This window comes from Polaromonas sp., assembly GCF_012927455.1.
Lineage (GTDB): Bacteria > Pseudomonadota > Gammaproteobacteria > Burkholderiales > Burkholderiaceae_C > Polaromonas.
This window is the reverse complement of the sequence record NZ_JABBPE010000008.1, coordinates 43,432-69,889: the sequence shown is the minus strand read 5'-3', so window position 1 is coordinate 69,889 and position 26,458 is coordinate 43,432. Positions and strand designations below refer to the sequence as shown.

At 58.7% G+C, this 26,458-nt stretch carries 25 protein-coding genes and 3 tRNA genes; 9 read left to right on the top strand and 19 right to left on the bottom strand.

Annotated elements, in window-relative coordinates:
* The first annotated feature begins 52 nt into the window (after nt 1-52).
* The 7 genes from purF (at nt 53) to HHJ18_RS08860 (ending at nt 5,496) form a co-directional block, all read left to right on the top strand.
* On the top strand, nt 53-1,582 hold the full coding sequence (gene purF / locus HHJ18_RS08890) for an amidophosphoribosyltransferase (RefSeq protein ID WP_296914128.1): 1,530 nt from the start codon (nt 53-55) through the stop codon (nt 1,580-1,582).
* A 1-nt stretch (nt 1,583) separates the two neighbouring features.
* A complete protein-coding gene (locus HHJ18_RS08885; protein WP_296914125.1) occupies nt 1,584-2,810 on the top strand; it encodes an O-succinylhomoserine sulfhydrylase in 1,227 nt (408 codons plus the stop codon).
* Nucleotides 2,807-4,210, top strand: a complete 1,404-nt coding sequence (gene gltX / locus HHJ18_RS08880) for a glutamate--tRNA ligase (RefSeq protein ID WP_296914122.1) — start codon at nt 2,807-2,809, stop codon at nt 4,208-4,210. The genes HHJ18_RS08885 and gltX overlap by 4 nt, the downstream gene beginning before the upstream one ends.
* A gap of 60 nt (nt 4,211-4,270) precedes the next feature.
* Nucleotides 4,271-4,346, top strand: a tRNA-Ala gene (locus tag HHJ18_RS08875).
* Nucleotides 4,347-4,434: 88 nt separating this feature from the next.
* Nucleotides 4,435-4,510 (top strand) — tRNA-Glu (locus tag HHJ18_RS08870).
* A gap of 99 nt (nt 4,511-4,609) precedes the next feature.
* Nucleotides 4,610-4,686 (top strand) — tRNA-Asp (locus tag HHJ18_RS08865).
* Between the two features lie 582 nt (nt 4,687-5,268).
* Nucleotides 5,269-5,496, top strand: a complete 228-nt coding sequence (locus tag HHJ18_RS08860; protein ID WP_296914118.1) for a hypothetical protein — start codon at nt 5,269-5,271, stop codon at nt 5,494-5,496.
* A gap of 57 nt (nt 5,497-5,553) precedes the next feature.
* Here the strand turns inward: HHJ18_RS08860 and HHJ18_RS08855 are convergent, their stop codons facing one another.
* The 7 genes from HHJ18_RS08855 to HHJ18_RS08825 all read right to left on the bottom strand — a co-directional run bounded on the left by HHJ18_RS08855 (nt 5,554) and on the right by HHJ18_RS08825 (nt 12,112).
* Entirely contained in the window at nt 5,554-6,462 is a 909-nt protein-coding gene (locus HHJ18_RS08855) for a hypothetical protein (protein WP_296914117.1), read from the bottom strand.
* Nucleotides 6,463-6,472: 10 nt separating this feature from the next.
* Nucleotides 6,473-6,691 carry a hypothetical protein gene (locus HHJ18_RS08850; protein WP_296914114.1) on the bottom strand — a complete coding sequence of 73 codons (219 nt, stop codon included), beginning with the start codon at nt 6,689-6,691 and terminating at the stop codon, nt 6,473-6,475.
* Nucleotides 6,692-6,751: 60 nt separating this feature from the next.
* A complete protein-coding gene (locus HHJ18_RS08845) occupies nt 6,752-7,147 on the bottom strand; it encodes a hypothetical protein (RefSeq protein WP_296914111.1) in 396 nt (131 codons plus the stop codon).
* Between the two features lie 1,185 nt (nt 7,148-8,332).
* Nucleotides 8,333-8,722, bottom strand: coding sequence for a hypothetical protein (locus tag HHJ18_RS08840; protein ID WP_296914108.1), 390 nt, complete (start codon nt 8,720-8,722; stop codon nt 8,333-8,335).
* A gap of 65 nt (nt 8,723-8,787) precedes the next feature.
* Nucleotides 8,788-9,072 carry a hypothetical protein gene (locus tag HHJ18_RS08835; RefSeq protein ID WP_296914105.1) on the bottom strand — a complete coding sequence of 95 codons (285 nt, stop codon included), beginning with the start codon at nt 9,070-9,072 and terminating at the stop codon, nt 8,788-8,790.
* Between the two features lie 355 nt (nt 9,073-9,427).
* Nucleotides 9,428-10,102: a recombinase family protein gene (locus tag HHJ18_RS08830; protein ID WP_296914103.1), complete on the bottom strand. Its 675-nt coding sequence runs from the start codon at nt 10,100-10,102 to the stop codon at nt 9,428-9,430.
* Between the two features lie 750 nt (nt 10,103-10,852).
* Nucleotides 10,853-12,112, bottom strand: a complete 1,260-nt coding sequence (locus tag HHJ18_RS08825) for a tyrosine-type recombinase/integrase (RefSeq protein ID WP_296914099.1) — start codon at nt 12,110-12,112, stop codon at nt 10,853-10,855.
* Nucleotides 12,113-12,761: 649 nt separating this feature from the next.
* Here HHJ18_RS08825 and HHJ18_RS08820 point away from each other — a divergent pair.
* Together HHJ18_RS08820 and HHJ18_RS08815 are read left to right on the top strand one after the other, a co-directional pair.
* Nucleotides 12,762-13,322, top strand: coding sequence for a hypothetical protein (locus HHJ18_RS08820; RefSeq protein WP_296914097.1), 561 nt, complete (start codon nt 12,762-12,764; stop codon nt 13,320-13,322).
* 373 nt (nt 13,323-13,695) lie between these two features.
* A complete protein-coding gene (locus tag HHJ18_RS08815; protein ID WP_296914094.1) occupies nt 13,696-15,507 on the top strand; it encodes a long-chain fatty acid--CoA ligase in 1,812 nt (603 codons plus the stop codon).
* 113 nt (nt 15,508-15,620) lie between these two features.
* On the opposite strand, the gene HHJ18_RS08810 is transcribed toward HHJ18_RS08815, so the two are convergent.
* The 12 genes from HHJ18_RS08810 to HHJ18_RS08755 form a co-directional block, all read right to left on the bottom strand.
* Nucleotides 15,621-16,277 (bottom strand): DUF6629 family protein, encoded by a 657-nt coding sequence (locus HHJ18_RS08810; protein ID WP_296914092.1) that lies wholly within the window; start codon nt 16,275-16,277, stop codon nt 15,621-15,623.
* Nucleotides 16,278-16,328: 51 nt separating this feature from the next.
* Complete coding sequence (locus tag HHJ18_RS08805) at nt 16,329-16,871, bottom strand: SRPBCC family protein (RefSeq protein ID WP_296914090.1); 543 nt, start codon at nt 16,869-16,871, stop codon at nt 16,329-16,331.
* A gap of 203 nt (nt 16,872-17,074) precedes the next feature.
* Nucleotides 17,075-17,725, bottom strand: coding sequence for an MFS transporter (locus HHJ18_RS08800; protein ID WP_296914087.1), 651 nt, complete (start codon nt 17,723-17,725; stop codon nt 17,075-17,077).
* 93 nt (nt 17,726-17,818) lie between these two features.
* A complete protein-coding gene (locus HHJ18_RS08795) occupies nt 17,819-18,454 on the bottom strand; it encodes an MFS transporter (protein WP_296914085.1) in 636 nt (211 codons plus the stop codon).
* Entirely contained in the window at nt 18,441-20,225 is a 1,785-nt protein-coding gene (locus tag HHJ18_RS08790; protein WP_296914082.1) for a DUF3141 domain-containing protein, read from the bottom strand. The genes HHJ18_RS08795 and HHJ18_RS08790 overlap by 14 nt, the downstream gene beginning before the upstream one ends.
* A 109-nt stretch (nt 20,226-20,334) precedes the next feature.
* Entirely contained in the window at nt 20,335-22,797 is a 2,463-nt protein-coding gene (locus tag HHJ18_RS08785) for a heavy metal translocating P-type ATPase (protein ID WP_296914079.1), read from the bottom strand.
* A gap of 204 nt (nt 22,798-23,001) precedes the next feature.
* The gene (locus HHJ18_RS08780) at nt 23,002-23,481 is read right to left on the bottom strand and encodes a hypothetical protein (protein WP_296914075.1); all 480 of its coding nucleotides are present in this window, start codon (nt 23,479-23,481) and stop codon (nt 23,002-23,004) included.
* Between the two features lie 94 nt (nt 23,482-23,575).
* The gene (locus HHJ18_RS08775) at nt 23,576-24,223 is read right to left on the bottom strand and encodes an isoprenylcysteine carboxylmethyltransferase family protein (protein WP_296914073.1); all 648 of its coding nucleotides are present in this window, start codon (nt 24,221-24,223) and stop codon (nt 23,576-23,578) included.
* The gene (locus HHJ18_RS08770; RefSeq protein ID WP_296914071.1) at nt 24,220-24,492 is read right to left on the bottom strand and encodes a DUF2933 domain-containing protein; all 273 of its coding nucleotides are present in this window, start codon (nt 24,490-24,492) and stop codon (nt 24,220-24,222) included. The genes HHJ18_RS08775 and HHJ18_RS08770 overlap by 4 nt, the downstream gene beginning before the upstream one ends.
* A gap of 69 nt (nt 24,493-24,561) precedes the next feature.
* Nucleotides 24,562-25,158: an iron transporter gene (locus tag HHJ18_RS08765; RefSeq protein WP_296914068.1), complete on the bottom strand. Its 597-nt coding sequence runs from the start codon at nt 25,156-25,158 to the stop codon at nt 24,562-24,564.
* 111 nt (nt 25,159-25,269) lie between these two features.
* The gene (locus HHJ18_RS08760; RefSeq protein WP_296914066.1) at nt 25,270-25,701 is read right to left on the bottom strand and encodes a hypothetical protein; all 432 of its coding nucleotides are present in this window, start codon (nt 25,699-25,701) and stop codon (nt 25,270-25,272) included.
* Between the two features lie 181 nt (nt 25,702-25,882).
* Nucleotides 25,883-26,407, bottom strand: a complete 525-nt coding sequence (locus HHJ18_RS08755) for a hypothetical protein (protein ID WP_296914064.1) — start codon at nt 26,405-26,407, stop codon at nt 25,883-25,885.
* Nucleotides 26,408-26,458 lie beyond the last annotated feature (51 nt).

Below are 26,458 nucleotides of genomic sequence, written 5' to 3'. Positions count from 1 at the left end.
GAATATCGTTTGAAATTACGTTTAAGAGTCAACACACCATGATCGAAACACCATGTGCGGCATAGTCGGCGTTGTCAGCAAAGCCCCGGTCAATCAGCTGATTTATGACGGCCTGCTGCTGCTGCAGCACCGCGGCCAGGATGCTGCCGGCATCGTCACGCAGCAAGGGCACAAGTTCTACATGCACAAGGCCAAGGGCATGGTGCGCGACGTCTTTCGCACCCGCAACATGCGCGCCTTGCCGGGCAATGTCGGCCTGGGCCAGGTGCGTTACCCGACGGCGGGCAATGCCTTCAGCGAAGACGAGGCGCAGCCGTTTTATGTCAACGCGCCATTTGGCCTGGTGCTTTCGCACAATGGCAATTTGACCAACGCGGCCGCGTTGAAGGCCGAGCTTTTCAACACCGACCACCGCCACATCAACACCGACAGCGACTCTGAAGTGCTGCTCAACGTGCTGGCACACGAGCTGGAAAAAACCACGCGAGGCCTTAAGCTGAAGCCGGCCGATGTGTTTGCAGCCGTGCGCGGTGTGCACAAGCGCATCAAGGGCTCGTACGCCGTGGTCGCGCTCATCGCCGGCCACGGCTTGCTGGCTTTTCGTGATCCCTTTGGTATTCGCCCGCTCTGCATGGGCCGCGCCAAAAACGAAGACGGCGGCACGGTGATGGTGGCCAGCGAGTCGGTTGCGCTGGAAGGCACGGCGCATCAGTTCGAGCGCGACATCGCGCCGGGCGAAGCGGTGTTTGTGGACCTGGAGGGTACGGTGCACGCTGAGCAATGCGCCATCAATGCCAAGCTGATGCCGTGCATTTTCGAGTTTGTCTATCTGGCGCGACCCGACTCGGTGCTCGACGGAATTTCGGTCTACCAGGCGCGCCTCAATCTTGGGGAAACGCTGGCCAAGCGCGTGGTCTCCACGGTACCGCCCAACGAAATCGACGTAATCATCCCGATTCCCGAATCGAGCCGCCCGAGCGCCACCCAGCTGGCGCACCTGCTAGGCATTCCTTACCGCGAAGGCTTTGTGAAGAACCGCTACGTGGGACGCACCTTCATCATGCCGGGGCAGGGCGTGCGCAAGAAATCGGTGCGTCAAAAACTCAACGTGATTGCCAGCGAGTTCAAAGGCCGCAATGTGCTGCTGGTCGATGATTCCATCGTGCGCGGCACCACCAGCCGTGAGATCGTGCAGATGGCGCGCGACGCCGGCGCTCGCAAGGTTTACCTGGCAAGCGCCGCGCCTCCGGTGCGCTATCCGAATGTGTATGGCATCGACATGCCGACGCCTGACGAGCTGGTGGCGCATGGCCGTAGCATTGAAGAAATCCGCCAGGAGATTGGCTGTGATGCGCTGATCTACCAGGACGTCGAAGGCATGAAGCGCGCCATTGGCTCGTTGAATCCCGCGCTCGATGGCTTTGACGCTTCGTGTTTTGACGGCGTTTACATCACCGGTGACGTGACGGCCGAAACCATTGCCGCGATGAATTCGCGGCGCGCCGATACCGCGGAAAAGATCGGCGAGGAAAGCGATGTTGATGTGTCGCGCCTGGCGTTACCCAATCCGCAAGAGGTCTGAGATGAGCACCAGAAAGCTACCCGATAACTTGCACCCGGACACCCTGGCCGTGCGCACGGCCGTGGAGAAAAGCCAGTACGGTGAAAACTCTGAAGCGCTCTATTTGACCAGCAGTTTTGTACAGCCCGATGCCGCCACGGCGGCACGGCGCTTTGCCAACGAGGAAGAGGGCTACATCTATTCGCGGTTCACCAACCCCACGGTGACCAGCATGGAGCTGCGCCTGGCCGCGATGGAAGGCACCGAAGCGTGCATCGGCACGTCCAGCGGCATGGCGGCAATTTTGCTGATGTGCCTGGGCCTGCTCAAAAGCGGCGACCATGTGATTTGCTCGCAGTCGGTGTTTGGCTCCACCATCAAGCTGATCGGCAGCGAGTTTGCCAAGTTTGGCGTTGAGAGCACCTTTGTCTCGCAAACCGATGTGGCCCAGTGGCAAGCCGCTGTCAGGCCCACGACCAAGCTGCTGTTTGCCGAAACCCCGACCAACCCGCTGACCGAGGTCTGCGACATCGGCGCGCTGGCCAGGATTGCCCATGCGGCCGGTGCCCTGCTGGCAGTCGACAACTGCTTTTGCTCGCCGGCCCTTTCGCAGCCCGTCAAACTGGGCGCCGATCTGATCATTCACTCGGGCACCAAATACCTCGACGGCCAGGGCCGCGTGATTGCCGGCGCGATTTGTGGGCCGAAAAAACTCATCGACGAAAAACTGTTGCCCATCATGCGCAGCGCCGGCATGTCGCTGTCGCCGTTCAATGCCTGGGTGGTGCTTAAGGGGCTGGAGACGCTGTCCATACGCATGCAGGCGCAAAGCGCCAACGCGCTCGCGCTGGCAAGCTGGCTGGAAGCTCAGCCTGCTGTGGCCCGCGTCTACTACCCCGGCCTCACATCACACCCCCAGCATGCGCTGGCCATGCAGCAGCAAACCCTCAACGGGCAGGGCTGCGGTGGCGCGGTCGTGTCTTTTGACCTCAAAGCGGCTGACGCCGACGGTGCCCGCAAGAACGCTTTTCATGTGATCGACAGCACCTGCGTCTGCAGCATCACGGCCAACCTTGGCGACACCAAAACCACGATTACCCATCCCTCGACCACCTCGCATGGGCGCCTGAGCGAAGCCCAGCGGCAGGCCGCCGGCATCGGCCAGGGCCTGATTCGCCTGGCCGTGGGCCTGGAACATATTGATGATTTGAAAGCCGACCTCGCTCGGGGTCTGGACAGCCTGACATGACACAAAAAACCAGAACCCGATTTGCACCTTCGCCTACCGGCTTTATTCACCTCGGCAATATCCGCTCGGCGCTGTATCCGTGGGCGTTTGCGCGCGCCACGGGAGGCGATTTCATCTTGCGCATTGAAGACACTGATCTGGAGCGTTCCAGCCAGGCGGCCGTGGACGTGATCATCGAAAGCATGCGCTGGCTCGGCCTGGGCTACGACGAAGGCCCGTTCTACCAGATGCAGCGCATGGACCGCTACAAGACTGTTCTGGCCGAGTTGCAGGCGGCCGGCCATGTCTACCCCTGCTATATGAGCATGACCGAGCTTGATTTGCTGCGTGAAGCCCAAATGGCCGCCAAGGAAAAGCCGCGCTACGACGGCACCTGGCGACCCGAGCCCGGCAAGGCGCTGCCACCAGCACCGGCGGGCGTGCAGCCGGTGCTGCGCTTCAAGACGCCGCAAGGCGGCTCGGTGGTGTGGGACGACAAGGTCAAGGGCCGTATCGAGATCAGCAATGATGAACTCGACGACCTGGTGATCGCCCGGCCCGACGGCACACCGACCTACAATTTTTGTGTGGTGGTCGATGACATTGACATGGCGATCACACATGTGATTCGTGGCGATGATCACATCAACAACACGCCTCGCCAGATCCATATTTTTCATGCGCTAGACCGCGATGTGCCGGTGTACGCGCACCTGCCGACCGTGCTGAACGAGCAGGGCGAAAAAATGAGCAAGCGCCATGGCGCCAAGGCGGTCACACAGTACGCAGCCGAAGGCTACTTGCCGGATGCGATGGTGAACTACCTGGCTCGACTGGGCTGGAGTCATGGCGACGATGAAATTTTCAGCCGCCAACAATTTTTGCAATGGTTCAATCTGGACCACCTCGGTAAGAGTGCGGCCCAGTTTGATGAAGCCAAGTTGCGCTGGGTCAATGCCCAGCACATGAAGGCCATGCCCGACGAGCAACTGGCCGGGGAGGTCTTGCCATTCCTCGACGCTCGTGGCTTGGCGGGCCTCGATGCAGCGCGCCGCACGCAGGCCTGCGCCTTGCTGAAAGACCGTTGCAGCACTCTGGTGGAGTTGGCCGAGTGGATGGCATTGCTGGTCAGCGAAGAGCCGGTCAGCGCGCAAGACATTCAGACGCACGTGCCGGCCGATGTCGTGCCGGCGGTGACCCGGCTGGCTGAATTGCTGGCGGCCTGTGACTGGAGCAAAACGGCGATTTCCGCTGTCATCAAACAGGTACTGATCGAGACTGGTCTGAAGATGCCACAACTGGCCATGCCGGTGCGCGTGCTAGTTGCCGGACGCCAGCAAACACCGTCACTCGATGCGTTTTTGGCATTGATGAACAGGGAAAACGTCATCAGCCGACTGCAATGCATTAAAAGCGTCTGATTTTCGGGCTATAATTCAAGGCTCGATAAATGCAAGGAAACTTGCAATAGTTTTGGTAACGGGGGTATAGCTCAGCTGGGAGAGCGCTTGCATGGCATGCAAGAGGTCATCGGTTCGATCCCGTTTACCTCCACCAACGATTGTCGGGAAGAGTTTCTAAAATGTTTTTTTTCGGCAGGCCTGGTGTAAAAACAAGAGCCCGCCTCGGCAAGTTCCAAGGTTTTGACCCCATCGTCTAGAGGCCTAGGACACTACCCTTTCACGGTAGGTACCGGGGTTCGAATCCCCGTGGGGTCGCCAGCATCCATCACACTCTTGTGGTGTCCAAGGCGCAAGTAGGTAACAGCCAGTCCGCAAGGGCTGGCAGCTTGGCTCGAAAGAGCGAAGTTACCACTACCAGGAGTGGTAGTTCAGTTGGTTAGAATACCGGCCTGTCACGCCGGGGGTCGCGGGTTCGAGTCCCGTCCACTCCGCCAAGTATGTAAGCCCTTGTAAGTCATTGATTTACAAGGGCTTTTTGCTTTCTGGCTTTTTGCTTTCACACCTAAATTTCACACCTCCCAGTGGGCTCAAGGAGCAAGGCTTTCGTTACTTGCTGGATAAGGATGTCAGTAGGTGCTTTTGGTGTGGGCGGCCTGCCTCCCTTGGATTTCACAGGGGGGTTTCCGGGGTTGTTTTCCGTAAGTGGTTGATTCGTAACGGGTTTGTCCTCTCCGCTACGTAGCGGAGACCCCGCATCCCTGCTCTGACTAGTTCGAAAAGCGGTTGCCTCACGGATGGCCTCTACCGTCTTTGTCCCGTTGGCTATCGAGATCAACTCGTAGGCCCTTGAGGAAGGCAGGCTGTTGCAATTCACCCACTGTAAAACTTGGCCTGTTGACACTCTCCAGATGGAGAGCAACTGCCTGTAAATGGCTCAAAGCCTCACTTTATTAATTGCCATTTGGAGACCTTCTCCAAACGATAACAATTTGCCCTGATTGGATATTTTGTAATAGCTGTTTCTTTGTTCTTGATTGAGTAACTATCAATACTTCTTCAACAAAAGCAAGCAAGCAATGACCAAGTTCTCCATCTTCCTGTCTTCCATCTTCAATGCGTCTGCCCGCCTAATCAATCTCGAGATCTTCAACACATCAAGCGAGGATGCACGGGGTACTTTTTATTACGGCCCTATTCATTCCTTCTTCACCTTTGGATATATCAAGACTGGCCCTGGGGAGTCTCAAGCCTGGGGCTTTGGTCGTCACTTCATCATCTCCCGTCTTTGGCTATCCCTGCGGTAACACCATAGAGATAGCGAAAGAAGGCCCCGTAAGGGGCTTTTCTCATTGCTGGCTACATCACACCAAGCCAGCCCGGGCAGCAGCACTGGGCGTCATCCAAGAACCCCGGATGTAGCATTCATTCACGCCACTCCCGTTGGTTCTCACGGGAATCCCTCCAGCCTTCAAGGCGTTGAGTGAAGGAGCCGTTGAGGACAGCCAGCGATTAGCCAGGGCGGTGTAGCCCGACACATCGGCGGCATGAAGTTGCTTGCCAAGGGCATCTTGCAATTGGCCCTGATGATTGGTCCTGCACCACTGCCAGAACTCAGGAGCATCAGCAGCACTGACGCCAGCGCGTGACTGAATGGCGTGGTCTGCTTGCTTCTGGTAAACAGCCTTGATAGCGGTCAGTCGTTCATGGCTATCTGCCAGTTCCAAGCCGGATACCTGGGCAAACCTCCGCGTCAGGGAAGCATCATCCTGGTGACCCAGTGCCACACTGATTCCATGTGCTGTGATCATGTCAAGGCTGGACTGCGGCAAAGGTTCAAGGGCTGCGTTCACTCCTTCCATCACAGCATCAGGGATTGGTGCAATGTCCCCTTGGACAACCTGCGGGGCTTCCACCGGGCCTGCTCCTTCGGTGTAGGAACCATCGGCCCCTTTGCTCAAGCGACCTTCAGAGACCCAGAAGGAAGCCTTTGCCTGCATTCCATCGAAGCTGATAAGGGTGTCGGGGGTGATGTCAGCTTGGCTGACTGCTCGGCCTGTCGTGCTTCGTGCGCTGGCAAGCCAGCCCCCGGTGGTGGTGTCATGGCCGGAGTCGCTGCGGTCAATGTTCTTTTCAGAACTCTCGGTCATCACGCCTGCAATGCTGGAGGTGCGGTGAATGGGCATCTCTTCACGTATCTGAGGACCACGGGAGAATGTTTCTTCGTTGCCTTGAGGCACGTAAGTGGAGTAGCTTTGGAAGTTGTCGGACATAGTGATTCCTTTAAACGTTGGTCGTGGTCATCGGTGCATAGACCACTGGTTCGGGTAGGGCCAGAGCCTGAAGAAGGTTTACTGGAGTGGTCGAAAGGGCAGAAGCTACCCCGTTGATGTCATAAGCAGGGTTAGCCAGTAGCTGACCTACCGTTACTGCTGCCACGGTGGAACCGCAATGACTGGCGATCTGTTCAAGCTTGAGGCGGGAGAGGTTTGTGATATTCATGGGAGTATTTCTTGGGGGTTGGTTGGCTTGGGAAGCTGCGGCTGAAAAGTCAGCTACTGCTCATTGGGGTTGGGGTACGTTGGGAAGGTGGCGCATCAAGGCCCGAAGCTCAAGCGTCAGCAGGAAGCTCTGGAGTGCCTGCTTGGTGTGTGTGCTGGTGATGCGGTCGAGGCAATCATTGAGCAGGCTGTGTGCCTTGGTTCGATCTGGCTCAGCCCGCCGGTTAGCGAGTACTGCCTTTTCCAGAGCAGTCCTTGGCTTTCTCGGCTGGCCGGTGTAGATGCCCCGTGCCTTGGCTGCGGCGCAGGGTTTGCATAGCAGGTTGGACCCAGAGCGGTTCCTGCTGGTCAGTTCGGCCCCACAGTCCCTGAAGGTGCAAGTCCGGTGATAAGCGGTATATGTACCTAGATCATCGCTGCGCTCGGTACTGCCAAGCTTGATCTCGTTGGGTGTCATCGGGAGTGCCTTTCGTAGCGGTTGTTTGGGGGTGTTAAGCCTGTAGAAAGATCAGGTGGTGCCGGTGTAGCCCAAATGCCTGTGAACGCTTTGGTAGTCTCTTTAGCGGCAGTGGAGATCAAGTGAATGACCATCCTCTGAGCCTCTTGCTTGAATGCCGGAATGATCATCAAAGTGTTGTCACCCATTGGCCGTGTCACCAAGCCAATTCCGTTCAGGGTCAGCCGTTCAATCTGGTCAGTGGTCAGGGCTGGAGATAGTCCTGTAAGGGTTAGCAGCGTGTACCCGCAGGCAGACCAAGTGAGGTGGGGTGAATCCGGCATGGCATAGAAGCAGACGTTTGATTCAGTCATGCAGGGTCACTCAGAGACAAGGCAGCATCTGTGAACCGTCCCGTCGCTTCCAGCACTAAAGCAAGCGCAGCCCATAGCGGGAGGTTGGGATTCAGCGTGAGATACCCAGAAAGGGTGGTCCCCAGTGCTTCGCGGGAAGCAACAGCATCAACGCCTGCAAGGTGAAGCGTAGTTCTGAGGCGCTTAGTGGTTGCCGGTTCTGCCCGTGGCGGTGCGCGTAGGCCAGCCGCCGATATATGGTTTCGCATGAATACTTCGTCGGCGAAGTTCTGTTTTAAATCCAGCATGGACCACTTGGCAAGCTTCGCGGCTCTCGCTTGCCTGGCTGATTCAAGGTCGGCGGCTGTGAAGGCTCTGACAGGTAGGTTTGACCCCGTGTTTAGGCTGTTAAAGCTGCGAAGTTGGACAGGTAAGGGGGTAGGTACTGTTTTCATGTTCATCGTTTATTTGGGAAGACAGACACGGCAGGGCTGAAGGGTTTAACTTCAATGCTGAGACTGTCTGGGAGGGGGGTATCTGAAGGCGTGCGTTTAGCTCGCTGCGAAGCAGTTAGACCAAACGAGATGCTTCAGGGGGTGGTGCTGAGAATTGACTACTTGGTTTGACCAAGTGGTACTTGCTCCAGCGGAGCTTCTAAAGATGTTCCCTTGGTGGTCCGCGAAGCGGTAGACAAAGGGTTAGTTCTTTACTGGGTAGTCATGGAGCAAGACCATCAAGATTGAACTTGCTTGTTCGTTCCTGTTGGTGACTAACCTTTAATGAATCTCGTATCTTGCTATTTAGAAATATTGCATCTCGTATGCGTTAGCCACGGGATAACCGTTCGGTTATTTCAGAAGTCCGATAGGTCATCATTAGGAGGGGCCATGGATTCTGGTTTCTCCCTTTGGGGAGGCACTGAAGATAGCTTGGGTCTGCCACCTTTGGAGCCATTGGCTGTGTTCACTTTTGCTTTGGAAACTGCCTGGGAAAATTCATTAACTTGCACAGAATCGAAGACTTTTCCATCAAGAAAGCTCAAGGAACCTTTGGTTATCAGGCCGGAAAGTAGCTTGTCCGTCCGTGATCCTGCCTTGATATTGAGCCGTAACCTGATGGTGTCCAGTGGCATCTTGCAGCCAACTACGGTCCAGAGTACAGAACGGACAGCATCAAAGAGTCCCCGTTCTTCAAAGGTCATGTGGTGACACCATGTGTCGTGGGTGGCCCAGTTGAATTTCATAAATGGCATGTTCAGATTTCTCTCTAGTGGTTCGGGTGGTGGTGGTGGTGGTGTAGTGGTCATGGCTAGTGGGCGCGGTCAGAGAATCGGGTTGCCATACGTTCCAGCACTGCCACCTCTGATGCTCGGGTCTCAGGGGAAAACTTGAGGTGTTCCAGATAGGCCAGCACGGCACGGCGGGTGATCAGGGACATGGAAGGTATCTTGTCACCACGTAGGCGCAGGGTGGCAATGAATGCCTTCAGGGCATCAGCCTCTTGGGGGTTCAGGTTTAGGGACATGGTCGTTGATCCAGCGGCACGGGTGTACCGGGTCAAGACCTTGCCCGTGTTGTTCGGGATAGGTTTCATAGGGGGTCTCATGGAGAAAAGAAAAGGGGTAGGCCTACAGCACCGTGTAGACCGTCATGGAGAAAAGGAAAGCGCAGACCATCACATTCAGATCACATTGATGATTTCACAATGCGGAATGTGTAGGTCGGGGGAGTCGGTAGGTTCTCCTAAGGCCAGTAATTCAGATTTAGTGGACACGTTGTGCCACCTTTTTCGTGCCACATTTGGGAAATCAGAATCAGCCGAAAAAGGTTGGTATTTCTTCCTAAGGTGTCACCTTGCTGGAGGCCGCGCCCTGTCTCAATACCCTGCTATCATTTAATTGCCTCTTTTTTAGGCATAACAGGGGATTCTTAGCTGCTTTTGGCCCCCTTCAGCCCATTCTCTTCATCAAATTACTGACGCTGGTCTTGTGCCAGATACCACCACGGGGAGTCAGCATTCCACGCTCGTTCAGGGCCTTGGCAATGCCCCCCAGTGAGGTGATTCCTTCAGCCTTCAGCGAGTCAATCACCGGCTGGAGGTTGGCTGCATGGTTGTCTGCCTTGGCCTTGATGACTGTCAGTGCTGCTGTGTTGCCCTTGTCTGCTCTGAGGAGGGCAGCAGCCCCATTGGGGTTACCAAGCACCTTGCCCCGTGCCTTGGCTGCTTGCAGGGCTTCCTTGGTGCGCTTGCTGATGGCTTCTGCTTCCTGCTGTGCAACCAAGGCCATGATGCCCACGGTCAGGTTGTTGGCTTGTGGCAGATCAGCAGCCACGAACTTCACACCAGCATCCTGAAGGGTCATCAAGAAGGCAGCGTTACGGGACAGCCTGTCCAGCTTGGCAATGACAAGGGTTGCGCCTGTGACCTTAGCAAGGTGCAGGGCTTGTATGAGTTGTGGTCGGGTGTTCAGCTTGCCTGTCTCCACCTCGGTGAAGGTCTTCAGTACAGTGGCCTTGTCTGCTGCTGCATAAGCGGTACATGCGCTGGCCTGTGCCTCAAGACCAAGGCCGGAGGAACCCTGACGTTCAGTGGAAACGCGAAGGTAGCAGACGATTTTCTTCATGGTTGGCCTTGAGGTATAAAACGGAGTAACGAGCGTTAGGCCGAATTATACCCATCAGGCAAGGCAGGACTGAAGGTTTATTTCAGGGGGGTGCTTGAGGGGCAGACCTACCGTATTAATGTGGGCCTGCTCCTGGCTATCACCTTAGGCACTACCAAGGGATTCCGGCAGACATCTTCACATCCCGCCTGTCGTCGTGTGATTCTCTGAGCGCATGTAGGGGGGGTGGCATGGTTCGCTGTAGGGCCGGAGGGACCCCCGAGGGGGTAAAACCCTGTGGAACTACTCGTGTACCCCGCTCGGATTTTTTCTAGCGAATATGGCTGACTTTTAAAAGTACTTTTACGCGTACATTAAATTACAACTATCTGAAATGAAATATGCCCGCAACAGTTATTTATGGTCATCTCTTGGCTGCCTTCGTTGCGCTCAGTGGGCCAGTTAGTAGCAGACTTTCCAATTCAGGGGCAATGACTGCTGCCAGTAGGAGGCCCGGGCTCTTAGGTTGGGCCATCTTGCTGTTTGTGTTTATTGACTTTTTAGCCGCAGGGCTAGCCGTTTTCTACTTCTCATGGGCATATTTAGGCTGGCTGCCGTTGATAACCTTTTTCGCTGTTTATTTCACAATAGCTCGTCGGCTTGGAAGATCGGATTCTGAGGCGCTGTGCTGGGTTGTCCTTGTATTTAGTTGCTTGATGATGATCGTCTTTCAGTATCTTCTTTGGCAACGAGTCGCTTGAAATCAAATCTTCACTTGCCCTCCGGTGTCCCCAAAGCTCCCGGATAACTCACCTTCGATATTGCTTCCAGCTTCTGAGCCATGCTGGAGCCATCAGAGTACAGGCCAAAGGTCATGGTCTTTTTCTCATGGCCCAGGATGTCAGCGGCTATGCCTTCCTTCACTTCGGCCTGCTCCAGCAGCGTGGCAACAGTCTTGCGGATTGAATGGAATACGTGCCCAGCACTGAAGCCCATTGCCTCCTTCATCCTGCCGAACCTCTTGGAGTAGGGGTCAGACCTTACCCCGTACTGTCCAGCAGCATTGGAGGGCACAAGGTAGCCATCTGTTGCCCCTTCGATCATCTTGTCTACCAAGGCCACAAGGGCAGGATGGATGGGTACTTGCCTTATCCCTGCTTCAGTCTTGGAATCCACAATCCTAAAAACGCCATCAATGCAGTGCTTCACATTCAAGGAGCAAATCTCTTCGATCCGTGCCCCTGTGAAGGCTCCAAGGGCAATCACCCGTGCCAATGGTTCGTCACCCTTGGACAGTGCCTTCTGATAGACCGTGCACAGTTCTTTAGCAGTGAATGCCTTACGGACAATGGTCACCTTCTTGGCTGTGCTTCTGGCAAGAGTAAAGGAGCCATCAAAGGGGTCTGCTGCTTCCACTCCAAGGGTGCCAGACCTCTTGAGGTAACGCCAAAAGGAATGACAACCATTGCCGATCCTCTCCAAGGTGGCAGAGGTGGCCCCTGCTTTCATCAATTCATCAGTCCATGCCTTCACCATTTTTGGCTTGATAGCTTCAACACTGAAGAAGTGATCTGCCATACGGATTACATCCCTGTGCTGCTGGTCTATGGTCTTCTGGGTGAGCCTCAGTGATCCCTTCCAGTCTTCCACCAAGGGGGCTAGGAGGGCTCCCGCTTGATCAGTTGCCAACTTGAATAGGTGGCTGGCTTCATTGGGGTTTTCCACCTTGGATGCCATCTTTTCTGCCAACGCCTCAATGACTAACTGTGTCCCTTCGTCATTGGTGGACAGGTAGTCACGGCGCAGGGACTCCCAGAAGGTGTCCTTAGGGTTGGGTGCTGTACCTCTGGCCTTGACTATCTCAGCCTTCCAGCCAGCCACCAGCACGGTGGCCCTATGGAGGGCTTCTGGTTCACTCTTGGACTTGGTAGACTGAAAGAACCTAACCCCCCTACCAATGGAGTCCCGCACTTCAGGCGGTATGGTCAGGGCGGCATAGTAGATTTTGGACTTCAGGACTAGATAGTTCATACCCCCGACTGTGGCACGTTTCACACCTAAATTTCACACCTAAAAATAATTATTCTCCCCTGTACCAATGGGGATCGTGTAAAAAATGGAGTGTCCCGTCCGCTCCGCCAAGCATATGAAAAGCCGTTATAAGTCCATGATTTATAGCGGCTTTTTCATTTCTTGTTACACCCTTTGCGTTTGTCGGTGCTACCTCGAAGCCTTTTCGGTGCATCAGACGGTGTAGCATTAAGAAGAAATTTACAAGGTTTCTCCGCAAGGGCTTTTAGAAATTGTTCATGGTGCACCCTCATCGCAAGCGCCTCGAGTTTAACGGGGCGACAATCGAAAACTAATGTCGCAGCCCAAGTGCGTCAAGTCATAAAACTCCCAATTTGTGCAGCACGTTCCAGGCACAAAGCAGGCCGTGAAGTCGCACCACCACCAACGGCACGGAAGCGTTTTAAAAAACGGATTGCTTAGGCCTGAGTTGATCGCCATTCCTAGCGTAGCCTGCCGCAATTTCCATCAGATGCTCGATGAATGCGATATGTTATCTACCGTACAGACCGTTGGAAAAGCACGCTCAAAAATTTAAGGCCCCGAATGATGGTTAGGGCAGTCATCTTCGCTGTCGTGCTTGTCAATACATTTTGACCATCTCCACATCTTGGGTGTCATCAGAATCATGAGGTTGAACGTTGGTCAAGCACTTAAACAGCGAAAGGCATTTATGTTTGTAAGTCTAGAGAGTACGGCTAAAAAGCAAACCGTCGAGCCTAGCCCTCGAATTGGTAAGCATCGACTCATAATGGCTGTCGCTTCGCTTACCGTAGCATTGATATTGAGCGCATGCGGTGGAGGCGAAGACGCCAGCTCACCTGGAAATTTCAACATTGGTGTCACTGTGGGGGGGCAGTTTGTCAGTCAGACGCCTGTTGCTCCAGGCGGTTCGCTTGACCTTGCTATTCGTGTAGGCCAGTCCGTTGTTCTCGATGCAGGCGAGCCCGCAGTTTGGACTCTCTTAGTCGGCGGCAGCGCTGTAACTGGCGGAGCGCGGGTGTTCTTCGCAGGCGCAAACATTACTGCAACCACCTTGAATTCGTCCTCCGTCATTTTGGATACCGACGCTGCTTTCGCGTTGCGGTCACCGATTCCCGTGACCCTTATCGCAACATCCACCTTCGATTCGGTACAGGTGGCGACAGTCAATCTTTTGATTACGAACTAGCCATATTCTTCAGCGTCGCTCCCGGATACGGGCATAGCCTCGCCAAGATACACGTAGGTGGCGTTAATGCCAATCTGTAACACGTAAAAGCGGGGCGGTGTGACGCTACAAAAAATACGAAAGGGAGCAGTCTGTGCAGGACTGCGGAGTCTATGCCCAGGACGAGGCGCCGGCACGGGCTGCTCAGGTGGGCGGTGGCGCGACGCGACTCAGATTGCCCTTTGAAACAGGCGTGGCGGCAAGCGTGGACAGATTGGGACGGAGCCGGTGGATTGCGGAGCGTCTGTCCGTTAATGTCGGTGAGAAGGATCACGGTTAACGCAGGGGATCACACACCATTCAAGCCTCTCTAGATTCTTCCTCCGACGGCAGCGTGCCACATTTGGCAGACGCTCGTACGCTGGCCGAACTGTTCTCGTTGCGCGTTGCGCAAACGCCGCTGGCCGACGCCTACCGGCAGTACGACGCAACGACCAACCGCTGGATCAGCATTTCCTGGCGCAGCGCTGGCGAGCAGGTAGCGCGCTTTGGCGTGGCGCTTGAGCGCCTTGCGCTGCCGCGCGGCGCCCGCATCGCGATCATGCTGCCCAACGGCTTCGATGCGGTCTGCATCGACCAGGCCGCGCTTGCGCTGGCCTGTGTGCCGGTGCCGCTGCATGCCATCGACAATCCGGCCAGCATCGCCTACATCCTGGCCGACAGTGATGCTTCGGTGCTGCTGGCTTTCTCCGACGCGCAGTGGCAGGCCATCGCCGCCACCGGCGTGGCGTTGCCTTGGCTGCGCCAGGTGGTGGTCGTCAGCAAGGCGGCGGATAGCCCGGAAGCTGCTGCAAGCGTGCCGGTGACCTTGCTGGCCGACTGGCTGGCGCAAAGCGAGGAGGCCACCGAAGTTGTGCAAACCCGGCGGCCGCCTGCGCCCGATGAACTGGCCGCGCTGGTCTACACATCGGGCACGACGGGAATGCCCAAGGGCGTGATGCTGAGCCACGACAACGTGCTGGAAAACGTCAAGGCCACGTTCAAGCGCGTGGCACCGCGGCCCGACGACCTGTTCCTGTCCTTTCTGCCGCTGTCGCACACCTTCGAACGCACCGCTGGCTACTACCTGCCGATTTTCGCCGGCTGCTGCGTGGCGCATGCGCGCTCGGTCGCGCAGCTGTCCGAGGATTTGAAGACCGTGCGGCCCACCATCCTGATCTCGGTGCCGCGCATCTATGAGCGTGTTTACGGCAAGCTGCAGGAGCTGCTGGCCGGCTCGGCGCTGAAGTCATGGTTGTTTGAACGGGCGCAGGCGGTCGGATGGCGGCGCTTTTGCCGCGCGCGCCGGCTGCCCGTGCAAGACAGCGCACCTGCGCTGCTGGACGAGCTGATGTGGCCGCTACTTCAGCGCCTGGTGGCGCGGCCGCTGGCGGCGCAGTTCGGCGGCCGGCTGCGCCTGGCCGTGAGCGGTGGTGCGCCACTGTCGCCGACCATCGCGCACTGCTTTCTCGGGCTGGGGTTGCCTGTTTTGCAGGGCTACGGCATGACCGAGACTTCGCCCATCGTTTCGGGCAATGCGCTGGATGACAACGACCCGGCCACCGTCGGCCGCCCGCTGGCGGGCGTGCAAGTGCGCATCGGCGAGCACCAGGAATTGCAGGTGCGCGGCCGCAGCGTGATGCGCGGCTACTGGAAGGGCGAGCTAGAAACCGCTGCAGCCTTCGTCGATGGCTGGCTGCACACCGGTGACCAGGCCGCGATCGAGGACGGGCGCATTCGAATCCTGGGCCGCCTGAAAGAAATCATTGTCACGTCCACCGGCCAGAAGGCCGCGCCGGCTGACCTGGAACTCGCCATCGCGACCGATCCGCTGTATGAACAGACCTACGCCTTCGGCGACAACCGGCCGTTTATCGCCTGCATCGTGGTGCTGAGTCGCGCTGGCTGGGAGCGCCTGGCCGGCGCGCTGAAGCTCAATCCGTATGAGCTGGCGAGTCTGCAGGCGCCCAGCGCGCGGGCGGCGGTATTGCAACGCGTTCGCGAGCTCACGCGCGCGTTTCCGCAACATGCCCAGCCCCGGGCAGTGGGCCTCACACTCGAACCCTGGACCATAGAGAACACGCTGATCACCCCGACGCTCAAGCTCAAGCGGCAGAACCTGGCGGCGCATTTCGCCGCCGAGATCGAGCGGCTCTACCAGCGCTGACCACGCGCATTTCTTCCGCCAGAGAGCTCGGCCCCGTTCATCGGGCCCATTGGAAAACCCGCTCTTGGCGGCACCCTTCAAGGCCGAATGGGTCGTTGGTTGCAGCAGCTATGTCATATGGCCCCGTTGAGTCGACGTGCAGGCCACGTTCGGCTGAACCTGAAGTGAATGTAGATGATGGAACTCAATACAGCGGCAAAGAAGCACCAAACGGAGAACAGCGCGACGGCAAAAAACCCATAGGCGATCCCGAACAGGAAAAGCGCGAACACCCCGAAGAACCTGATCGTGACGATACTCGAAAAGAAGCAGCCGATGCATGTCGCGGCCAGGTAGAGCAGCATCACCGGGATCTTGTAGAAATGGGGCGAGACGTACACGATGTTCGCTGCTGCCACCGAGGCCACGGGAAATTCGATGATCATGTAGAGCAGGTACAGGCCAACGAGAAGCCCGATCCCCTGGAATCCCCAGATCGCCTTGCGACGCCATGGTACGGCTTCAAGCAAACCGATCGAGAACGGCACGAACATCGGCCATAGCACATGCGAGAACATTGAAAACAGGTACGTCATCGCTACGTTGAGTTGCGGGGCGTCGAAGCTAAATGACAACCACAAAGTGCCCTCAACAAGCTGCTGGAGTCCGAACAGCAGCGGGATAGCCGCGAACGGGATCTCCGCCCGTCGCCGTGTCGCGCGCAAGGTCGCCACTCCCAGTACAACCAGAACTGTACCGGCTACAAAACTTGCAGTTGCGGAGAAACACATGATGTGGATGTGAACGGCGTCGCGTTGGTTGAAGACCTGGTTACCTGCGGATCATGGCTGGTTCGAAGAAGCGAATGCCTCGCGAATGGCCCCGTCTCTTATGAAAGTGCATCGTGGCGTCGCGCGCCATGCGGCCGGTACATCACCGTGCGTACGACTTGCAGAACAGGCGGCCCAGCAGGCGGGAAGCGCCTTCGCTGGGTGGCGCATAGTCGATAAGGACGCGCAGTTGCGACCCGTCTTGCCGGGGAGACAGCAAAAGCCCATGCGATGGGGACCCCTGTCGCGTACATGCGGCGAACCGCCGATTTTCCATGTTTTGGAGTAGGGATAGTCATATTTGGTAACCAACACTTCGACTTCGAGTGACAGACCCAATATGCTGCCGCTGAGGGTAATCTTTGAGCCGACCGTACGACCTTGCTTCTCGTGCATGCCAATGGTCATGGGAGATCCCACCATCATCCAGGAGGGCTTAGTCATATGGGCAGACAGCCGACGATGGTCGTCGAGAAATTCGAAAATCTCTGTTGGGGGCGCGTTGACCGCAACTAGGGTTTCGAAGTGCTTTGGCAGCAATGTCTGATTTTTCATGTCAGGTTTTCCCGAGTAATAGGCAACAGTCCTCGACGTACAAGGCGATTTTTCTGTCCATCACGCCGTGGTCAATGAGTCCCATCTTGGCCATCGGTGTCGTATCGACCATCGAAGCCGTTGACCGTGGACGAAACAATTTCCTGGTCGTAAAACAATCGGCTTGCCTGGTAATTTATCGCAATTACCTACCCCTAGGCCGCTCACGCGCCGTTGCCACCGCGCGCCGGCTGTCGGGCGCACCATCGGGGTCGCGCCAGCAGCATGAACAGCGTGATGACCAGAGGCAGGGCGAGCCAGCCGAAGCTGCGCTGAGCGAGCGATCCGAACAGCCAGCCACCGGCCGCCGAACCTAGCGTCTGCCCAAAGCCGGCCGCCGCCGCGAGTCCGCCCATCGTGGCGCCCAGCTTCTGGTGCGCAGCCCCGGCCGCAAGAAAAGTAATGACCGGCAGGACCAGCCCCGTTCCCGCCGATGTCAGGCTGACGCCCAGATACATCCAGCTGTCGGTGCGGTGCAGCGCCATGACCGCCAAACCTGCCATGCCGATCAACAGCCCGAACGCAATCACGACGCGCGCAGGCACCTTGTCGAGCAGCGACGTGAAGAACAGCACGGCGTTGATCACCAGCATCACCAGGCTGCATTCTACGAACATCAGCGCGATCTGCTGGGTCGTGAGGTTGGCGTGCTGCTGCCCTTGCAACACGATGCCGAGCTCAAAACCGGACAGCACAAACATAACCACGCCGCTGAGCCAAAGCAGGGCGGACATGCCCTGCTGCCCGGTCGTTGCGACGTCGGAATCGGGTAGCTGCGCCTGGCGTATCGGCAGTGTTCGGGCGAGGCCTGGCATGATAACGGCCGCTAACGCGGCAGATAGCACGATGACAATGCTCGCTGACTGGGGTGCCTGGCACCACCATTGTCTAGCCATCCGGCCAGGCCGTCAGCCAGCGCGTTCAGCCAGCGCGTTCAGCGCCGGCCCAAAAAAAAAGCCGACCAGCGAGGCCGCGCTCAACCAGGCAAAGCGCCGCGCCCTCAGCGCCTGCGGCGTGTGCTCCGCCACGAGCGCCGACACGACCGGCACCACAGCTGCCACGCACAGCCCGGCCGCAGCGCGCAGCGCATAGATGGCCGACAGGCTATCCATCGCCGGCACGAGCAGCAGCAACATGCTCGCGACATAGCCGACCATGCCCGCCATGAGTATCTTGGGGCGTCCCACGCGGTCGGAGACCATTCCCCAGAGCGGAGCGCCTACCAGTACACCGGCCGCGTAGGCGCCACTTAAAAAGCCTACATGCCGCGCCACCTCCGCAGCATCCGCTTGCGGTATTTGCAGCGCCAGCCAGGCAGGTAGCACGGGCAGTAGCCCGCCGTAGCCGACCGACACGATAAACACGGCAGCGGCGAGAAATGCCAGCTGCATCGGGCGAAGGGCTGGCGGTGCGGGTATGCCAACCGGGATGGCCGGCGCGGTCGACATCACGCCTCCCGCTCGCACTTGCGGGCGCGAACCGGCCGACTCACTGACGCCCATTGAATAGCGTTGATCGTGGTGCGCGCGTTCATGACTGTCCATACAACATCGTGAACATATGCTCCTCGGCAGCGTCGCGCTGCACGCGCCATTGCTCGAGCGACCCGACAATCGAGTTGCCTGCAGCCTTTTCGCGCAACCGCCACGGGTTGTCTTCGGCTGCAGGCTGCCGGTTCTCCCGGGCCCATGCTGCGGCAAGCGTCACCGAGGCCATCGCAGGCGTGATCTGCGGCGAAAACAGGTAGCGCTGCAGGCGCATCGGGTGCCCCCACTTCTGCATGAATGCCGACACCGGGTTGGCGCTCCACGTGATCCACGGGCTGACCCAAGTGCGATACACCAACTCGTTCCATTCGGATACCGCCGCCACTTTTTCGAAGGCCTTGCGCGGGTAGTTGTACTGCAAGTTCTCAATGCCTCGGTCTTCGAACCAGACCTTGTGCCGCGCGGACACCGTGTCGCGGCCAGCTCGTTTGCCCGCCCCGCGCACCGGATGGCCTTCTACCGGCTCGCCGATCTTCATCTCATACAGACCGGGCGCCAGATCCTTGAAGCCCTCGACGTTTTCCAGGATGGCGCGGTGCTCGTGCTGAGCAACGGTGGCTGACACGAAAATACCTAGGTGCCCTACATGCGGGTTCAGCAGGTAGACGATGCGCTGGCCGGCGGCTTTCAGGGCTTCGGTGTTGGGGTAGATCGCCGGCAGCCAGGCCAGCGCCTGGTGCGGTGGTGTGATGTTGTCGCCGCTGGAGGCGAAAATCACCAACGGATTGCGGATGTGCTTCAGGTCGACGATGCAGGCTGGCTGCGACGCCATCACGCAAGGGTCGAGCTGGATCTGGCCTCGCTCGAGCCGGTTGCCAATAAACAGGTTCTCAACGGTGGTGAGGATCTCTTCACGGCTGAGAAAGAAGTAGCTCGACCACCAGCGCTCGAATTCGAGGAAGCGTTCGCTCTCTGTATCAACGTTCGCGTACAGGTTGTAGTTTTTCTGCCACCAGGTGTTGGCCGGATTCAGGCCCTCGAAGTTTTGCACCAGCCAGGCCCCGTCGAGCCGCCCGCCACCAAGATCCGCGATGAAGTGGGTGAGCCACTCGCCGCCCAGCAAGCCGCCGGCCAGACGCATCGGGTTCACGTCCTCGGCACCCGCCCAGTAAGACAGCGGGGAGCCGTTAAGCACGGCTGGGCCGTCCAGGCCCTCGCAGTCGGCAGCCAGCAGCGCCACGGCCCAACCGCCCTGGCAATTGCCGTACAGCACTGGCGCCAAGCCGCAGTGGCGGCGCGCGATTTCTTTTACGAAGGCACGCAGCGCATGGATCACGTCGGTGAGCGTCTGGCCGGGGCAGGGTTCGGGGAGGAAGCTCGCAAAATAGGTCGGGTGGCCCAGATGCAGGGCGACACCCACTTCCGAGTCGTGCTTGAAGCCGCCTATGCCGGGGCCGTGGCCGGCACGCGGGTCAATGACCAGTATCGGCCGCAGGTCTTGCCGTTCGAAGTCGCTCGCGTGCGTGGGGCCGCAACGCGTGATGCGCAGCAGCGCGTAGTTGGCGGGATTGTCAAACGTACGCGCGTCAAGCACCAGTTCGTGATCGAAGTCTAGCAAGGGCGGCTGACCAGCTCTTTCGTGCGCCAGCATGATGTCGCCCCGTTCGCGCAACACGTCGAGAAAGAGCACGCTGCGCTGTACAGAGTCAACGTAATACCGCCACGCGTCGCTCCAGGCCGCATCGATATCGAGCGTTGTGTCCGCCTTTTGCTCGACGGGCGCGACGGGCGCGACGGGCGCGACGCTAGCAGCCTTCGTTGCAGTCACGGGCGATGATTGAGGTGCTATGGTGGCAGTCCCTTCGGGCTGCGTCCTAAGGTGTTTGCTTGCCATACTTATTGCTTATCCTTAATTTGCCACAAAGATGTTGCTTCGCTCAGGCCGACACTTCCGGGGAAACCGGTGCGTCGGCTGACGCTGCAGTTTTCGGCCGTGCACTCTTGATGCCAGCGAGCTTGGTGCGCTTGAGCAGCAACGCGTTGATGGCCACCACGGCCGAGCTGCCCGACATCGAAAGCGCCGCGATCTCTGGCGACAGCGTGAAGGGGTAGAAGACGCCAGCCGCCAGCGGGAAGGCGATCACGTTGTAGCCGACCGCCCACCACAGGTTCTGGTGCATCTTGCGCAGGGTGGCGCGCGACAGCTCGATGGCGCCGACCACGTCGTACGGGTCGCTCTTCATCAAAATGACCTGCGCGCTTTCCATCGCCACGTCGGTGCCGGCGCCGATCGCAAAGCCGACATCGGCCTGGGTCAGGGCCGGCGCGTCGTTGATGCCGTCGCCGACCATGCCGACCTTGTGGCCCTGGGCCTGCAACTCCTTGATCTTGGACGCCTTCTGCCCCGGCAGCACGTCGGCCAGCACGATGTCGATGCCGAGTTCCTTGCCGATGCGCTCGGCCGTCGCCTGGTTGTCGCCGGTGATCATCGCCACCTTCACGCCGCGCTCCTGCAGCTTGGCAATCGTTGCCTTGGAGGTCGGCCGCACCGCATCGGCGATGGCGATCAGGCCGATGAGCTTGCCGGCGCGGGCGACATGCACTACGGTGCGGCCGCCAGCCTGGAGCCTGGTGGCCTCTGCGGCCAGCGTCTCCAGAGCGACGTTTTCGGACTGCATCAGCTTGAGATTGCCCAGCAGTACCACTTCGCCGCCTATCGTGGCGCGGGCACCCTGGCCATCGATGTTGGTAAATTCCGTTGCGACTTCGGTCAGCGTGCTGCCAGCCCGCTTGAGCACCGCCAGCGCCAGCGGATGCTCGGAGAACTTCTCGACGCCTGCCGCAGTGGCGAGTAGTTGTGCCTCGGTCACGCCGGGCGCGGCGACCATCTCGACCACATCGGGCTGGCCCAGCGTCAGCGTGCCGGTCTTGTCGAAGACGATGACCGTGAGCTTGGTGGCGTTCTCCAGTGCAGCCGCGTTCTTGAACAGGATGCCGTTCATGGCCCCCAGTCCGGTGCCGACCATGATCGCCATTGGCGTGGCCAGCCCGAGCGCGTCGGGGCAGGCTATCACGAACACCGTGATCGTCAGCGTCAGCGCAAACAGCAGCGGTTGGCCCATGACCCAGAACCAGACGGCGAAGGTCAGCAGACCGATGGCGATGGCGGCCAGCACCAGCCATTGCGAGGCCTGGTCGGCCAGCAACTGACCCGGCGCCTTGGAGTTCTGGGCTTCCTGGACCAGCTTGACGATTTGGGCCAGTGCCGTGTCCGCACCGACCTTGGTAGCCTTGTAGCGAAAGCTGCCGCTCTTATTGATGGTGGCGCCGATGACGGAATCTCCGACGATCTTTTTAACCGGCATCGATTCCCCCGTCAGCATGGACTCGTCGACCTGCGAGCCGCCTTCGATGATCTCGCCGTCGACCGGTATCTTGTCGCCCGGCTTGATGATGACCGTCTCGCCGGCTAGCACCTCCGCGGTCGGCACCTTGGTTTCGACGCCGCCGCGCAGCACGGTGGCCATGGGCGGAGCCAGGTCCATCAAGGCGCGGATGGCGTCTGAGGCACCGGCGCGCGCGCGCATCTCCAGCCAATGCCCGAGCAGGATGAAGACCAGCAGGACAGCTGCCGCCTCGTAGAACACCTCGCCCTCGTAAAAGAAGGTGGCGCCCACGCTGAAGACGTAGCCGGTGCCTACCGAGAGCGCCACCAGGGTCGCCATGTTGGCCACCTTGTTGCGCGCAGCGCGCCAGGCGGCAATGAAGAAGGGCCAGCCCGGATAGGCAATGGCACCGGTCGCGACAAGGAAGAGGAACAGCTTGCGATCGAGGCCGAACGGAACCGCGAAGTCGCCGAACATGCTGCCCATTGGCGAGTACAGGAAGACGGGAATCGCGAACAGCACCGCCACGAAGAAGCGCTTGCGCATGTCGTTGGCCATGCCCTGCATCGACATGCCGGGTCCATGGCCCATGTCGTGCATCATGTCGCTCATTGGCTGGGCGGACGCGTCGCCGTTTTCCCTCTGTGTGTTGGGTTTCCCGTGATCCGCGTGGGCATCGTGCCCCGGTGCCGTGGTTTTAGCCCCACCTTTCTGGCCGCCGTGCGCTGCATGTGCCGCATGGCCGGTGTGCGCAGCCCCAGTTATCTTCCGGTCCATGGGATCGCAGACATGGGCGGGAACGAGTTCACCGCGGCAGTGGTAGCCGCAATCGATGACGCGCTGCCGGATTGCCTGCAGCGAGGTCTGCGCTTCGTCGTAATGCACGGTGGCGCTGCCGGCGACATAGTTCACATCGGCGTGGTGCACGCCCGGCAGCGTGGCGAGTTGACGAGTCACGCCGGCCGCGCTCAGGGTAGAGACCAGTTCGCCGACTTCGACGGTGCTTGTTTTCATGCTTGTTCCTTGAAATGTGAGTTTTAACGCGCCAGCTGTTTGGCGGCTATGTCATCGGGGCGTGAACCCGAACGCGATGTCTGGGCACAACGACACTTGAAAATCGTCGGCGCTTTCTATTTTCTGCAGTGCGCTGCACTTGGCCGACACAAGCACTGCAGATCAGTCGAGAATCATGGCTGGCTGGGGGTAGAGGTTCTCGCTTCATGAGTCACTCCCTTCGATCCAATAGAGTGCCAGCGCCAGTGCCCAGGGGAGGACGAAGGACAGAAGCAGCCACTTGAAATCCGAGGCGATGATGAAGTTCACCATCGCCATCAACCCGATGGAGGTCAAGCCAGAGAGCGCCACCACGACTGGAACGCCCCGAACCCGGGCGCGAAAGGAAGTGACGGCCACGTAGCAGGTCAACAGGCCGGTGGTGAACATGTAGCCGCCCATCACCCAGAATACGCGGCGAAGCCAGATTTGCAGACCCGGCGCGCTCGCCTGAACCTCCTCCAGCGTAGTCCCCATGAAACGCGGATCTTCGGGCAGCAAGGGGGGGCGCAGGAAGACGAAGTACAGCCCGAGGATCATGAGGATGATGCCGCCGAGCGCCAGAAGCGTTGCTGAGTAGGGTCGAAGCCCCGTCCCTATCTTCGTTGACGCCGTAATCGTAGCTATGGGCTTGTTTGCTGACATGCTTGATCTCGTTTGGGGGGACAGGTGCCGGTCCGTAGTTCTTTGCGCGGTACAGGCTTGTCGCGGCAACGCGCCGTCGGCGAGCCGCACTACATCAGGTGGACGAGGCCTCGTTGCGCAGTGACGGTACGAAGCGTGGCGTGCGCGCCGCATAGGCATCGAATTGCGCACCGAACTGCTTGCGCATATTCGCCTCTTCCGTGATGGCCAGCCGCCCGTACATCAGCAACAGGATCGGGAACATCAGCAGGGTCAGCAACGTCGGCCACTGCAGCAAAAATCCAAGCAATATCAGCACGAAGGCCACGTACTGCGGATGGCGAATTCGCGCATAGGGGCCTGTCATGGCCAGGCTTTTGCCGCGCTGTGCGTGGTACAGCACATTCCAGGCGCTGGACAGCAGGTAGAAGCCGAAGCCCAGGAAGACATAGCTGGCGATGTGCAGCGCTCCGAAGTGTGGGTCGCCTTTTTCGCCAAGCAGCGTCGACCACAGGTGACCGCTGTTGTGAGACAGCAGGTCTAGGTTCGGGTACTTGGTCTGCAGCCAGCCCGACAACAGGTAGATGGACAGCGGAAAGCCGTACATCTCGACGAACAGCGCGACGATGAAGGCCGCGAAGGCGCCGAAGGTTCGCCAGTCGCGAGCCGTCTGCGGTTTGAAGAAACTGAACGCGAACATCAGAAAAATGGCCGAATTGAAGACGACCAACATCCACAGGCCGTAGGCGGGGGTATCGTTCATGGCTGCTCTCCGGTCTTGGGTGGCTGCGGCGGCGTGGACGTATCCGGGCGTTGCTGACCACCGTGTCCGCCATGTCCGTGGTGCATGAAGACGTGTATCAGCGGGCAAGCCAGCAGCAGCAGGAAGGGCAGCGCGCCAAAGAAGTGGGCGCGGTGCTCGCTGAGCAGAAAGTAAGCGGCAATGGCGCCCAAAACGATTAAGCCGATCGAATAGCGAGAGCCCCAGAAGCCTTTCGGCCCGGAGTCGTGCCGGGAATGGTCGTGGTTCATTAAATTCTCCAGAAGTAGGGCATCGTTCAACGAGTCAGGCAACTAGGCAGTCCGGCGAAGAACGCTTGCTTACTTCTTGACCGGCATTTCCTCTGCGGGTTCGGTGACCTCGATCAGCTTGCCGCCCGCCAGCTTGAAGTGAAAGTTTGCCGTGGTGGGTTTGGACCACAGCTCCTTGCTCTTCATATCGCGGGCAAATGTAGGCACGCCCACGGTAATGCGGGCCTCGTAAACGCCGTCGCCGGCCAGCGCGCTGTTGACCGTGTAGTGCAGGCCGCTACCACCCCACATCGGGTGCAGTTGCGCCTGCACCTTTTTGCCGTTGTCCTTGTTGGTCGCAGCAAACTTGACGTTGGCGTAGGGGATGCGCGTGTTGGAGGCCGGATCGACCGGTTTCACTTCAACGTGAAAGCGCTCGTTGGGTCCCGGTGCGTGTTCCATCCATTGGCCCGATTTGCCCATCGGCATCCACATCGCCTTGGCCGGCTCGATCTCAAACACGATGGTCATGTTGTTGCCAAGCGCGCGGCCTATCAACACGGTTTTTTGCGTCGCGTCTTCGGCGGGCGTCAGCACCTTTACCTTAGGCTCGGCGCCGTGGGCTGCGTTGGCGAATGCCAGGGCCGCGGCAAGTCCTGCTAACAGAAACGGAAACGATTTTTTCAAAATATTTCTCCAGTTAAGTCAAACAAGGCCGCAAGAGGCTCAAGGTGTGCCGCGCGCAATCCGGATGGTCAGTGCAATTCCCCTGCGCAGCGGCGCCATAACGGCTGCCGGTCATTTCGCCGGCGCAGCCGGCAGACGGTCCATCATCATCTGCATCATGGTCTGCATCATGTCCATGCGCTTTTCCATCATCTGGTTGCGCATATTCGCGTCGCCCGGCATGCCAGCCATGGCTCCCGAGGACATGCCGCTCATCATGGCCATGCCGTTTTGCATGGTTTTCATGTGCTCGGTCATCAGCGCATTGCGTTCCTCGGGGGTCTTGGCCGCCATCATCTTGTCGTGCATCTCCTGCATGGCCTTGATCTGAGCGTCGGTGCGAGCCATCGCGGGGTTGGATTTGTCGGGCATGGCCTTCGCCTTTGGCGCGGAGGCGCTGCCGGCGGGGTGATGGGCGTCCTGCTGGGTGTGGCTGGCGCCCCATGCTGAGGCGCCGCTGGCAGCGATGGCAAGTGCGAGCGGAAGTGAGGCAATGTGTTTCATGTGCGATTCCTTGGGTGAGCTGTTGTCGAACTGAAAGAACGTGCGTTGGATGCGCGGCACCCGCATACGAGGTGTGGTGCCCGATTCTTCCCGGCACAGGTACAGGGTCAGGCCGGATGGGGAAAGCGAGAGCAAATCGGGCAGTGCCCCAACGCGCCGGGTAAATAGCGTTGAAAGGGCGCTAAAGCGCGAGTCGCGAGAAGCGGACCCTGATGGGTTGCCGGGGTGCGGGAGGCTGCAGGGCTCCTACCCGGTTGGGTGCAGGAACGACGGAGGCCGCCGCTGCGTTCCAGACCAGTGCAATGAAAGGCGCCAGACCGGAATCGGACAGGTCGAAGGCAAATCGCTGTTGGGGCAAAGCCTGCGATGTGTCGTCGAAAACTTGCAAACATGACGCCTTGGAGGCGCCTGACCCGATGTCGTGGTCGGCAACGGCTTCCCCATGTTCCGAGGAAATCCTGGAGGCTGCCACTGTTTCAGAGGAATTCGCCACCAGGGCGCCCTGGTGGTAGCTTGCGCCGATTTCCGGTGGACAAGCATTCGCAAGCCCGGAAATCAAGGTAAACAACCACGCCAGCAACACCAGGAATGTGGTGTTGCGATTGACGCTGGGGTTAAAGATAGGCTTCAAGATAGTTAAAGTCCGCGATGGGTTCAGAAAAGTATAGTGAACACCGGCGCCAAAAGATTGATTTTCGTCAACCAAGAGGGAACGAAACCGCTCCCGGCCTGACCATCCCTGTAGGCGCTTATCGCG